This is a genomic window from Okeania sp. KiyG1 (genome assembly GCF_014132355.1).
GTDB lineage: Bacteria > Cyanobacteriota > Cyanobacteriia > Cyanobacteriales > Microcoleaceae > Okeania.
In genome coordinates this window covers 23,098-36,639 of record NZ_BLZO01000082.1, presented here as the reverse complement: position 1 = coordinate 36,639, position 13,542 = coordinate 23,098, and the positions used below count along the sequence as shown (strand labels likewise).

10 protein-coding genes are annotated in these 13,542 nt (G+C 31.7%); 2 read left to right on the top strand and 8 right to left on the bottom strand.

The window, feature by feature from the left end:
* Positions 1 to 183: 183 nt before the first annotated feature.
* On the bottom strand, positions 184 to 348 hold the full coding sequence (locus SAGCYANO_RS17520; RefSeq protein WP_202221256.1) for a hypothetical protein: 165 nt from the start codon (positions 346 to 348) through the stop codon (positions 184 to 186).
* Complete coding sequence (locus tag SAGCYANO_RS17515) at positions 308 to 1,708, bottom strand: GTP-binding protein (protein ID WP_202221311.1); 1,401 nt, start codon at positions 1,706 to 1,708, stop codon at positions 308 to 310. Before SAGCYANO_RS17515 ends, SAGCYANO_RS17520 begins: the two co-directional genes overlap by 41 nt.
* Before the next feature lie 560 nt (positions 1,709 to 2,268).
* Between SAGCYANO_RS17515 and SAGCYANO_RS17510 the strand changes: the two genes are divergently transcribed.
* Both SAGCYANO_RS17510 and SAGCYANO_RS17505 read left to right on the top strand, forming a co-directional pair.
* Positions 2,269 to 2,460, top strand: coding sequence for a hypothetical protein (locus SAGCYANO_RS17510; protein ID WP_202221255.1), 192 nt, complete (start codon positions 2,269 to 2,271; stop codon positions 2,458 to 2,460).
* Positions 2,461 to 2,677: 217 nt separating this feature from the next.
* Positions 2,678 to 3,028, top strand: a complete 351-nt coding sequence (locus SAGCYANO_RS17505; RefSeq protein WP_237396273.1) for a hypothetical protein — start codon at positions 2,678 to 2,680, stop codon at positions 3,026 to 3,028.
* Positions 3,029 to 6,824: 3,796 nt separating this feature from the next.
* On the opposite strand, the gene SAGCYANO_RS17500 is transcribed toward SAGCYANO_RS17505, so the two are convergent.
* The 6 genes from SAGCYANO_RS17500 to SAGCYANO_RS17475 form a co-directional block, all read right to left on the bottom strand.
* On the bottom strand, positions 6,825 to 8,291 hold the full coding sequence (locus SAGCYANO_RS17500; RefSeq protein ID WP_202221253.1) for a DUF697 domain-containing protein: 1,467 nt from the start codon (positions 8,289 to 8,291) through the stop codon (positions 6,825 to 6,827).
* A gap of 718 nt (positions 8,292 to 9,009) precedes the next feature.
* Positions 9,010 to 9,144 carry a hypothetical protein gene (locus SAGCYANO_RS50425; protein ID WP_375339957.1) on the bottom strand — a complete coding sequence of 45 codons (135 nt, stop codon included), beginning with the start codon at positions 9,142 to 9,144 and terminating at the stop codon, positions 9,010 to 9,012.
* A gap of 467 nt (positions 9,145 to 9,611) precedes the next feature.
* Complete coding sequence (locus SAGCYANO_RS17490) at positions 9,612 to 10,193, bottom strand: thioredoxin family protein (RefSeq protein WP_202221252.1); 582 nt, start codon at positions 10,191 to 10,193, stop codon at positions 9,612 to 9,614.
* 488 nt (positions 10,194 to 10,681) lie between these two features.
* Positions 10,682 to 10,834 (bottom strand): hypothetical protein, encoded by a 153-nt coding sequence (locus tag SAGCYANO_RS17485; RefSeq protein ID WP_202221251.1) that lies wholly within the window; start codon positions 10,832 to 10,834, stop codon positions 10,682 to 10,684.
* An 818-nt stretch (positions 10,835 to 11,652) separates the two neighbouring features.
* A complete protein-coding gene (locus SAGCYANO_RS17480; protein WP_202221250.1) occupies positions 11,653 to 11,793 on the bottom strand; it encodes a hypothetical protein in 141 nt (46 codons plus the stop codon).
* Entirely contained in the window at positions 11,765 to 13,312 is a 1,548-nt protein-coding gene (locus tag SAGCYANO_RS17475) for an ATP-binding protein (RefSeq protein ID WP_202221249.1), read from the bottom strand. Before SAGCYANO_RS17475 ends, SAGCYANO_RS17480 begins: the two co-directional genes overlap by 29 nt.
* Positions 13,313 to 13,542: the final 230 nt, after the last annotated feature.

The window sequence follows — 13,542 nt, the reverse complement described above, 5'->3', positions numbered from 1 at the left end:
AATTTAGAATGCGCGAATTTAGAATTACCTCTTCTTATAAAATAAGAGAATTGGATCAAAGGATTTTTTTTCCTTTTTTCTCAATGAATGGAGAGGTTTTATACCTGAATTTTTCGGTAAAAGGAGTAGGGGAGTGGAGAAGTTCGGGAAAAGTATAGCAGTCGAAGGAAAGGTTAGGAAAAATCAAAAGCTTAAAACTAAAACAACATAAGATTTTTCCTTCTTCCTTCTCCCTTCTTGATTAAATAATTCCATAAAATTTATTAACTTCTTGCTTCTTACTTCTTCCTTCTTGCTTCTTCCTTCTTCAATAACTTCTTCCTTCTTGCTTCTTGCTTCTTCCTTCAAATAATTCCTGTTGTAAACGATAAATAATAGTATCTGGTTCAACCTGATTTAAAATATCCTGAATAACTATATCTTGTCCCAAAGGTCCCCAAGTACAACCCTTTTCCAAATAAACCTTAGTAGCTCTACCAATAGCATAAGTCCCATAAGCTCCTATAGAAGCTTGAGTAATAGCAACCCCTGCATAAGAAGTAACACCAACCTTTCCTAAACCCAATAACAAACTACTACCCAACTCCCCTAATAACATACCACCTTCACTAAATATAATTACTTTCCAAAGTTTACCCGCTTCATAGCTAGTCATAGGCAAATTATAGAGACGAGACAAAGAGCGAATTAAAGCTAAATCTATTACAGTAGTTCCCATCACATCAATAATAGCAACAGGATTAAGAGCAACAGCTAAAGCTTTATACTTAGCAAAATCCCAAATTAAATCATCAGCTTCATCTTGTTTAATCTTAACAGTTTTATGAGCAATAGTTACCTCAGCTTCTCTTGCTTGTACTAACGCATTTAACGCTAAAAGCGACCGCCCTTCCCGCTCTAAAATAGTAATTATTTTTTGTTTCAACGGATCTATTTGAGGCGACGGAGTTTCCCATTCGTGAGTCACATTACCATCAGACCATTCAATTCTTACAGGTATAGGAGCTGGTTCTGCTGAGACCATTACTACTTCTGTCGGAGGATAAATATCTTCTAATTCTTCTGATTTATCCACAGCAATATTTTGCAAATTATGATAAATATCTTCTCGTTCAGCTTCTGTATATAAATCAATTTTATTAAACACTAAAATTAGTGGTTTTTTAGCCTTCCTTAATTCACGCAAAGCATCATATTCAGTACGGGTAAGATCCCCAGAAACAACAAATAGAATTAAATCTGCTTTCCTAGTAACTTCCTTAGCCATTTCTCCACGAACTTGACCTGCTACTTCATCTAATCCAGGAGTATCTATTAAATCTATTTTTGCTTTCTCTTGTTGATGAGAATTAATGAAAATATTAGGTGTCCATCTAATAGTACGAGGCCATTGAGTAACACCATTTAGAGGACCTGTTTCTAATATTTTTTCACTTAATAAAGCATTTAAAACTGCTGATTTACCACGACTGACAAGACCAAAAACTGCTATTTGAATTACTCCTTGGTCTAGCTTATCAATATTGGATTTTAATAAATCTAATTGAGTTTTTAAGGAGGATGAAAATTCAGAAGTGGTTGTTTTTTGGGCAGTATTTTGCAAACCAGAATATCTATTTAGAGCTTTTCGTAAACTTGCCCTAGCACGTTTCCAGTGTTGTTGACCTTGTTTCTGGTAATTTTCTGGAGATTGAGAATATTCTGTCACTATTTCTGGGTAGATATTTGAGTTATTCAAGATTATTTCAGTTATCAGTTAAATGCTTACAAGAAATCAAAGTATTATTAGTAATGATATAGCGTTTCCCAAGCTAATGAAGTACAGTTTTTTTGTAAGCATTTCCTACGGAATGCTGCGCAAACAGCGGTCAGCAATCAGCAATCAGCTATTAATTCACTGCCTTGATAGGAGGAATTAGTATTGAGAGGTTTAAGGATAATTCAAAGTATTGAAAAAAACAACTAACCTTGACCTTAGCAGTGTATATTCATGATTTATGAAAGAGCTAAAAGCTGAATGCGAGCTAGCTGAATACTTACGTTTTTTTCTTCTTTATCGATTCTTAGGGAACCAGAATTACTACTCCCTACTCCCTACTCCCTACTCCCTACTCCCTACTCCCTAAAACCAAAGAATTTTGTACCTCACGCTTTTTGGGAATTGCTATATAATTCTATCAAATCAATTGGCATAATTTCTGGAATACTCCTCATTGAGTCTAGAGAAGAAAATTTATAATTGGTATAAGTTGAGTTTTTGAGATAAACATGAGTGAAAATTCCAATAATTTAGAGTTGGCAATAGTGATAGATAGTCAATCTATGAGCTATCTGGAATGTCTATTAAATTGGGAAAGTTTGGTAAGAGCTGAGATTAAACAAATTCTCAAAAAAATAGTTATCAAATTACTCAGAGTAAAAGAAGAAAAGATTTTTTTCAGACAGGGTTATTACAAGTAGATATTGAGCAAGAAGATTTTGATAATTTAGTAAGTCTCAGAAATTGGGAAGAATTATTCAACAATTAATAATTAATAATTAATAATTACCTCTCTTTGAAAAGAAGAGAATTGACGCGGTAGGGAAATTTTTTTCTTGTTTCTCCTTTAAAGGAGACGCTTTAAACCTTAATTATTCGGTAATACCATTTCTCCATGAAGTTGCACTTAATATAAAGATGAGAATAGTCAGCGTAATAAGGCATGAGCAACAATTATTAAGCGCATTGTTACAGAGAAATGGTATAAGAGGTAAAATCAAAGAAATTATCAAAGAAAATTATGCTCAAATAGATAAATATAGCTCCTATGACTTTAGACAGAGTTTATTGGAAGTAGCAATAAATGAAGAAGACTATGAAAATTTGGCACGCTTCAAAAATTGGGAACAATTATTAAGGGATAAGGTTGACAAAATTATTGATGAAAATTACGATAAAATCTCCGATATTCAAGACTTAATGTACGAAGAGAGTTTTTCACAACCACTTCCTTATCCTTATACTGACTACCCAGGTAGTGATGGTTAACCACTCACACCTGATTAATTAATTGTAGAACAGATGCAAAGAGTCTATACATATTAGTAGACTCTTTTTTTGCTTTTCCACTAAATGTGTTTCAGTAATTCTCAGTTATTCTTTGTCTGAATAGGTAAAATTATTTGTAAATTTGGGGTTGCACATTATGGAATGATATTGCCAAAAATTAGTTGATAATTTGACTCTAAAAACCTAATATTCATCATTCTGGCAATTCTCAAATCCAAAATTATGTTCATCAAAAATGTCAAATCATTCGTCACTGTGCAACACAGTAAATTTACCATTGAGTCATATTTTTATTTATCAGTAGGTTGTTAGATACTCCCTAAAAATTGCAGATTTACTGGTTATTTAGCGCAAATATATATTTCCTATTACCATATTATTACGCCGGAGTTGAGACAAATTCATTTCTCAATTTTCACAAAATTGACTATCTGTGGAAATATAGAAATATTTTGTTCAGTTTATATCTGTTAGTCTTCTCAGATAATAGTTGCCCCTAAAAATTCTCAATATACTAATTATTCCACAGAGGTCATTACTATTTATTGCAGAATTTTTCCTAATTTCTCAACTCTCACAAAAATTAGTATCTGTGGGAGTAGGGAAATATTTTGTTCAGTTCATATCTGTTAGTCTTCTCAGATAATAGTTGCCCCTGAAAAATTCTCAATATACTAATTTCTCAACTTTCACAAAATTAATATCTGTGGAAATATAGAAATATTTTGTTCAGTTCATATCTGTTAGTCTTCTCAGATAATAGTTGCCCCTAAAAATTCTCAATATACTAATTATTCAGCAGAGGTCATTACTATTTATTGCAGAATTTTTCCTAATTTCTCAACTCTCACAAAAATTAGTATCTGTGGAAATTTTGTGGGAGTAGGGAAATATTTTGTTCAGCTCATATCTGTTAGTCTTCTCAGATAATAGTTGCCCCTAAAAATTCTCAATATACTAATTATTCCACAGAGGTCATTACTATTTATTACAGAATTTTTCCTAATTTCTCAACTCTCACAAAAATTAGTATCTGTGGAAATTTTGTAGGATTAGGGAAATATTTTGAATAATTTTTCCTAATTTCTCAACTTTCACAAAATTAATATCTGTGGAAATATAGAAATATTTTGTTCAGTTCATATCTGTTAGTCTTCTCAGATAATAGTTGCCCCTAAAAATTCTCAATATACTAATTATTCCACAGAGGTCATTACTATTTATTACAGAATTTATCCTAATTTCTCAACTCTCACAAAAATTAGTATCTGTGGGAGTAGGGAAATATTTTGTTCAGTTCATATCTGTTAGTCTTCTCAGATAATAGTTGCCCCTAAAAATTCTCAATATACTAATTATTCCACAGAGGTCATTACTATTTATTACAGAATTTATCCTAATTTCTCAACTCTCACAAAAATTAGTATCTGTGGGAGTAGGGAAATATTTTGTTCAGTTCATATCTGTTAGTCTTCTCAGATAATAGTTGCCCCTAAAAAATTCTCAATATACTAATTATTCCACAGAGGTCATTACTATTTATTGCAGAATTTATCCTAATTTCTCAACTCTCACAAAAATTAGTATCTGTGGGAGTAGGGAAATATTTTGTTCAGTTCGTATCTGTTAGTCTTCTCAGATAATAGTCGCCCCTGAAAAATTCTCAATATACTAATTTCTCAACTTTCACAAAATTAATATCTGTGGAAATATAGAAATATTTTGTTCAGTTTATATTTGCTAGTCTTCTCAGATAATAGTTGCCCCTAAAAATTCTCAATATACTAATTATTCCACAGAGGTCATTACTATTTATTGCAGAATTTTTCCTAATTTCTCAACTCTCACAAAAATTAGTATCTGTGGAAATTTTGTAGGATTAGGGAAATATTTTGAATAATTTTTCCTAATTTCTCAACTTTCACAAAATTAATATCTGTGGAAATATAGAAATATTTTGTTCAGTTCATATCTGTTAGTCTTCTCAGATAATAGTTGCCCCTAAAAAATTCTCAATATACTAATTATTCCACAGAGGTCATTACTATTTATTGCAGAATTTATCCTAATTTCTCAACTCTCACAAAAATTAGTATCTGTGGGAGTAGGGAAATATTTTGTTCAGTTCATATCTGTTAGTCTTCTCAGATAATAGTTGCCCCTAAAAATTCTCAATATACTAATTATTCCACAGAGGTCATTACTATTTATTACAGAATTTTTCCTAATTTCTCAACTCTCACAAAAATTAGTATCTGTGGGAGTAGGGAAATATTTTGTTCAGTTCATATCTGTTAGTCTTCTCAGATAATAGTTGCCCCTAAAAATTCTCAATATACTAATTATTCCACAGAGGTCATTACTATTTATTGCAGAATTTATCCTAATTTCTCAACTCTCACAAAAATTAGTATCTGTGGGAGTAGGGAAATATTTTGTTCAGTTCATATCTGTTAGTCTTCTCAGATAATAGTCGCCCCTGAAAAATTCTCAATATACTAATTTCTCAACTTTCACAAAATTAATATCTGTGGAAATATAGAAATATTTTGTTCAGTTTATATCTGTTAGTCTTCTCAGATAATAGTTGCCCCTGAAAAATTCTCAATATACTAATTATTCCACAGAGGTCATTACTATTTATTGCAGAATTTATCCTAATTTCTCAACTCTCACAAAAATTAGTATCTGTGGGAGTAGGGAAATATTTTGTTCAGTTCGTATCTGTTAGTCTTCTCAGATAATAGTCGCCCCTGAAAAATTCTCAATATACTAATTATTCCACAGAGGTCATTACTATTTATTGCAGAATTTATCCTAATTTCTCAACTCTCACAAAAATTAGTATCTGTGGAAATTTTGTAGGATTAGGGAAATATTTTGAATAATTTTTCCTAATTTCTCAACTTTCACAAAATTAATATCTGTGGAAATATAGAAATATTTTGTTCAGTTTATATCTGCTAGTCTTCTCAGATAATAGTTGCCCCTGAAAAATTCTCAATATACTAATTTCTCAACTTTCACAAAATTAATATCTGTGGAAATATAGAAATATTTTGTTCAGTTTATATCTGCTAGTCTTCTCAGATAATAGTCGCCCCTAAAAATTCTCAATATACTAATTATTCCACAGAGGTCATTACTATTTATTGCAGAATTTATCCTAATTTCTCAACTCTCACAAAAATTAGTATCTGTGGAAATTTTGTAGGATTAGGGAAATATTTTGAATAATTTTTCCTAATTTCTCAACTTTCACAAAATTAATATCTGTGGAAATATAGAAATATTTTGTTCAGTTTATATCTGCTAGTCTTCTCAGATAATAGTTGCCCCTGAAAAATTCTCAATATACTAATTTCTCAACTTTCACAAAATTAATATCTGTGGAAATATAGAAATATTTTGTTCAGTTTATATCTGCTAGTCTTCTCAGATAATAGTTGCCCCTAAAAATTCTCAATATACTAATTATTCCACAGAGGTCATTACTATTTATTGCAGAATTTATCCTAATTTCTCAACTTTCACAAAATTAATATCTGTGGAAGTTGAGAAATATTTTGCTCAGTTTATATCTGCTAGTATTTTCCGGTAATAGTCGCCCCTGAAAAATTTTCAATATACTAATTATTAGACATCTCCTCCAAAGGAGGGAGCAGGCAATAAGGAACAGGGAGAAATAATTGATAATTTTATAGATAAGAATTGATTTGATTTTGGATTTTTGGAGATGTCTATTTAACAGAGGCATTTACTATTTATTGCCATGTTATTGTACTGGAGTTGAGACAACTTCTGATTTTTTCTCCTCTGGCAAAATATGACTCATTACCTGAGTTACAAAAGACTTCAAGAAATTATTTTGTTGAGTTTGGCTAAATACACTTTGTAGAATTTTGCTTAATTTTTCTATATTCAGAGAATTACTATTTGTTTGAGTTTGAAAATATTCTACTAAACTAATACCTGCGACTCTTGTTAGATAAGCAGCACTTACAGCTTGAACTGCACCACCTGCTACAAAAGTCACACTATTACTTTTCAGAATAGTAGTTAATGTTTTTGTCGAAAGTTCTACTAAGCCTAATTTTAGCATTAGCTCTGCGATAGTTCCCGCTACTTGTTTGCCTTGTTCGAGGGAAAATTTTTGCTCATATATAGCACTTAAATCTACTATTAATTGAGCATTTATAGCTGCTGTTGCTAATAAATCTAAAGCTGGAACTGGATTAGCAAATGCTGTTGCTGCAGCTATCCATTGATACTGTTCAATTATAGGAATAGCACGTTCTCGTCTGACCTGATTTAATATACTCTTTGCTTCGAGTGTAACTATTTCTGCTTTTCTTTTAGTAGTTGCCCAGACTAATTTTTCTGTTTCTTTTTCTAATGTTTGATTCAATTTTTCGACCAATCCAGATATTTCTGGTAATGGTTGTTCTGTAGATTCTTTAATAGTGCCATCTTGCTGATGTTTTCGTACTTTAACAGAGTTAGGTTTGGCAGAAATTCCTACTAGATTTTCTTCTGAGTTAATAGTAGATAAAGTCTCTTTCAGTTTCTGTAATATCTGGGGTTTTTGGTCTGGCAAATATTGGTCTTGTTTATTCCAAACTAGGATAAAACTTTGACCGAGAGATGTTAGTTTTGATAATGCTTGATATTCTGAGTCTGTTAAGTCACCTGTAATAACAAATAAGATTAGGTCGTAAGGTGAAAGAGGATTAAGTTGAATATTCTCATCTGTTGTTATCCATTCTTGCTGCCATGTTATATCCCTAATTTCTAACTTTTGAGAATTAGTGGATAGGTATTGAGACTTCAAGATTTCAGCTACAGAAGTTTTACCTACTCCTCGATAACCAGTCACTACTATACTTAATTCTTTTCTTTCTAGTTCCTTAGTAAGTGTGGTTGCTTGTTGACGTAATTGACTAATTTTTTCAGATTTATTAGTACTTTTTATTTCCTGATAAATCTTATCTATAGTAGTAGTTGATAAAGCGATCGCTTCCTCTGCTGCTTCTTTTGTTGGTGGTGCAATTATAGTAGGTTTATCGAGTGTTTTAGACTTTGGTTTTTTTAACAACAAAACCCCTAGACCTGCTGCCATAATTCCTAACATGGTAGCTCCACCAAATTCTGCTACAGAATTCTGGACACTATCTAATAACCATAAAAGTAGAGATAATCCGATACCTCCTACTAATATTGGTCTTTGTAATTTTATAGCCATTTTTATTATCCTCAGAAACTTCCCTAGTTATTCATTTTATCATTTTCAGCTTATTACTATCTTAACTCTTCTTCTCGGTGATTTTTATAATCAATCTATGATTAAGTTATTTAGCTGTATGGTAATTTTCCTAGATTGATTGAGCCTTAAATTCATATATAAATTTGGGATGAAGTTGGATGGAAATAACTACTATTTTTTCAATGTATGTATGTGTCACAAGACCTAGTGCCGCTACGCGGAAGTTAAAAGTCAATCATTTTTGATTTGTATTGTTTTAGGATTTTGTAACTGGTCAGTTATTTCTGCTATCCTGCACTAGAAATGAGGCCCACTTCAATTTTTAACAGCAGTTCTTAGTCTAATTTTAACAAGCTAATACCAAGGGCGATCGATGTTTGTTACAAATGGTATAAGTGAAGGAAGAAGGAAGAAGAAAAAAGGTAAAAATATATAGATATAAATATCTAAAATGAATTGGAGAAGCTCTTTTTAAGTATCTCTGCTCCATATTCACCTTTTTGTAGCATTCTTTTTTTTAACTGGTATAGAAAGATGTAAATTTTTTTCACTTAGCCGTCCGGTCTACTTTTCCTGGTAATTATGCATGATATCCCAAATAATCATCCCATTGAACGACATTAATTTTGGGGTATTTTTTGACAAATTCAACTAAAATTTGGGTAAAGAAATTAGCCACTTCTTCCACTTCTACATCTTAGACATAATGCTCAATTCCATTGTAGGTTTTATCCACTCCAGGTACTATCCATTTTTTGGCGATCGCTAAATTAAAAATTGGACTATTTTTATCGATTTTAATGCCTTTCTCAAGATAAGCATGAACTTCCATTCCTTGTTAATGTGCTTCATCAATTAACCAGACTAACCATTGTTTTGTACATTAATTAGGACAACTGTTAGCTTCTAGTATTTCTTGCATTACTTCGCTTTTATACATAGTGCACCCATTACCAAAAACTCCATGAATTATGGTATTAAATCCTTGATTTTTAAAGTAACTAACTCTTTGCGGATTTAGTTTCAAGAAGTCAGAAATCAGAAGTATGTTTTCGCAGCATTCCCCAGTAAAATCAGATGTTAAAATTACCTAAGTAGTCGTGTAAAAATAACTTGAACAGTTTTTTAATGGAAGCTATATTTCACAATTTATCCCAGATAAAATTTGTACAACTTATTCTTACATGGCTCCTAACTCCTGACTCCTGACTCCTGACTCCTGTCAAATCATACATTTATTCAGCAACGCCGGAATATCAGAACAGTCTGCTCAACTATCTGCAAATATCCCTTTTAATTCTAACCAAAATAAGAAGGTTCATTACCTGGTTTCCACTTAATATTACAACCAATACTTGGCTGTTGTTTTTCACCTACAGATTTTTCTGCTAAAACTGCATCTAAAGCTGCTCTTAAATCACTTCCTGTAACTGGTTGATTATTACTAGGACGACTATCATCTAATTGTCCTCTATATACTAATTTAAAATCAGCATCAAATAGGAAAAAGTCTGGAGTACAAGCAGCAGTATAAGATTTTGCTACTTCCTGAGTTGCATCAAAACAGTAGGGAAAATTAAACCCTAATTCTAATGCCATTTCCTTTAGTTTATCTGGAGAATCATCAGGGTGAGCTTCAATATTATTGGAACTAATAGCGACTATTCCTAGATTTTTTGGAACGTAATCTTTACCAATTTTAGCAAGTTCTGATTGAACGTGCTTAACAAATGGACAATGACGACAAATAAACATGACTAAGAGTGCTTTTTTTCCCTCAAATGTTGATAGGGAAATGATTTGCTCGGAAACTACGTCCTGTAACTTAAAATCTGGAGCTGGAGTTGCTAATGTCAGCATTGTAGAAGCGGTTAAAGCCATAGTTATTCCTTCCTATATATTTTTATTTATAAAAAAACTACCACATTTTTATCAAAATAGGGAGTAGGGAGTAGAGGAAAATAATTGATAAAAATAGGGAGTAGGGAGTAGGGAGTAGGGAGTATAGGAAAATAATTGATGATTTATCTACAATAATTGATTTGATTTTTTATTCTTGGAGTTGTCTAGTATATATAAATTTCCTCACTTTATTTCTTCTTCCTTATTTCTAGAATATTTTAGATAATTAAGGTACTAAACTATTCCTCCTTTCTTCTTCCTTCTTGAACTCGAGAATTACAGATATTTTTTTCACTAGAACAAATATCTAATACCAATTATCACTCCATGAATGCCACAAAAAATCTACGAGAGATTTCTTTTGATAAAAACCAGTCTCCATCATATTTTATATCTGTAATTTATAGATTTCCTCACTTTATTTCTTATTGCTTATTACTCGAAAAATATTTGAGATAATTAAGGTACTAAGCTATTCCTTCTTCCTTCCTCCTTCCCTCTTCCTCCTTCCCTCTTCCTTCTTGCTTCTTCCTTACTTCTTCCTCCTTCCTCCTTACTTCTTCCTTCTTGACCTCGATAATTACTGATTTTTTTTCACTAGAACAAATATCTAATAGCAATTATTGCCCTATGAATGCCACAAAAAATCCACGAGAGATTTCTTTTGATAAAAACCAGTCTCCATCATATTTTATATCTATAATTTATAGATTTCCTCACTTTATTTCTTATTGCTTATTACTCGAAAAATATTTGAGATAATTAAGGTACTAAGCTATTCCTTCTTCCTTCCTCCTTACTTCTTCCCCCTTCCCTCTTCCTCCTTGCTTCTTCTTTACTTCTTCCTCCTTACTTCTTCCTTCTTCCTTCTTCCTTCCTATTGCTTCTTTATTCTTCCTTCTTGACCTCGATAATTACTGATTTTTTTTCACTACAACAAATATCTAATAGCAATTATTGCCCTATGAATGCCACAAAAAATCTACGAGAGATTTCTTTTGATAAAAACCAGTCTCCATCATATTTTATATCTGTAATTTATAGATTTCCTCACTTTATTTCTTATTGCTTATTACTCGAAAAATATTTGAGATAATTAAGGTACTAAGCTATTCCTTCTTCCTTCCTCCTTACTTCTTCCTCCTTCCCTCTTCCTCCTTGCTTCTTCTTTACTTCTTCCTCCTTACTTCTTCCTTCTTCCTTCTTCCTTCCTATTGCTTCTTTATTCTTCCTTCTTGACCTCGATAATTACTGATTTTTTTTCACTACAACAAATATCTAATAGCAATTATTGCCCTATGAATGCCACAAAAAATCTACGAGAGATTTCTTTTGATAAAAACCAGGCTCCATCATATTTTATATCTGTAATTTATAGATTTCCTCACTTTATTTCTTATTGCTTATTACTCGAAAAATATTTGAGATAATTAAGGTACTAAGCTATTCCTTCTTCCTTCCTCCTTACTTCTTCCTCCTTCCCTCTTCCTCCTTGCTTCTTCTTTACTTCTTCCTCCTTACTTCTTCCTTCTTCCTTCTTCCTTCTTCCTTCATGATACTCTTTGCAATGGAATTTCAACTTTGAAAGTAGTTCCTTTGCCTACTTCACTTGCAAAATTTATTGTTCCACTATGAAGGTCTACACACTGTTTAACAATTGCTAATCCTAATCCTGTCCCTGCTATTTTACCCACATTATTTGCTCTGTAAAAAGATTCAAACAATTTTTTTTGATTTTCAACTGGAATACCTATTCCTTTATCCTCAATCAGAAAAATAGCTCTTTGATCGTTTAAAGTCAATTGAAAATTCACCTCTCCTCCACTAGGTGAATACTTAACAGCATTTGATAATAAATTATTTAAGATATGCCGAATTAGTTTCTCATCTATCAAGAAGAATATCGCATCATTATTGTTCGACTTAGGTTGAGATTTCTGTTTGAATTTTTTGTTAACTTTGAAATTTATTATATGTCGATCGCTAGCAGTAACTTTCATAGATTCAGTAATATGAGAACAGACTTTAATCAAATCAACAGGTGCTGGTTTATATTTCAATTTTCCAGCATCTGCTTTACCAATAAATCGGACATCATTTAACAATTCAAGCATTTCTTGTGTAGACTCTTCAATATATACTAAATATTGATCTTTTTCAGTTTCAGTAATTTCCGATTCATAGGATCTTAGTAATTGAGTAGATAATAATACCGTATTTAGAGGATTACCAAATTCGTGAGTCACCATTGAAAAAAAACGACCCCTTAGTTCTCTTAAATCTCGTTCTTGTTCTAAAGCTTGACGTATTTCTTCTTCCTCTTTTTTGCGTTCTGTAATATCTCTACCTATATAAACAAAATTATATATTCCTTCTACATTGGTTTGAATCACTGAACAAGAAAGTTCAACAATAATTTTATCTCCTGTTTTATTCTGACAAATTAATTCTACATCTTGAGAAATTTGTTCTTTTAAAAATAAATATTTTTGCCGTGCTCTATGTAGTAATTCTTCTTTGGGAATAACCATAGAAATCTTTTGACCTACCAATTCTTCCTTTGTATAATCAAACAAAACTTCCGCTGCACGGTTAACAGTTTTAATTATCCCCGAACTTGTTGTTACTAATAAAGCATCCGCCATAGAAGTAAGAATTTTATTGATATAATCCTCAGAAGCAGCCAAAGAACTTAATAAAAGATTAGATTCATTTGAACTTTGAATTAACTGCTGCTGCATTACCATTTTTTCCGTTACATCTTCGACTAATACAACTAAATGTTTTTCTCGAATATTTTCATTAAAATCTGTAATTATAGATATATTGATATATAGAGGAGATTTATTTTCTGAAGACCTAGCAACTCCCTCATATTCAAAACTTTCTCTCTCCCCATTAATCACTTCCTCTAAAATTTCTTCAACTCCTGCTAATTCTGGAAAGCTATTACGAATATCTTCACCTAAAACTGCTAATTCTGGAGGAGCGGCAAACCTGCTTAACCCATAAGATACCTCTAAAATTTTTAACTCTGAATTAATTATCAAATATTCTATTTGACGATATGCTAAAAGTTTTTTTAATAGGTTAATCATGGGTCATTTCAGTTATCAGTTATAGCGCTACGCGCTAGGGAATAGGGAATAGGGAATAGGGAACAGGAAATAGCAAACTGTAAAAGTATTTTAGGATTGAAAAATGTCCGCGCCCAATTCTTATAGTGCTATATCAGTTATCAGTTAGCCTCCTCCGGAGGAACTACACTAACAGTAACTCTGCAATAAGGAGGCTTGATATCAGGAATATTCTATTTTTTTTATCCCCT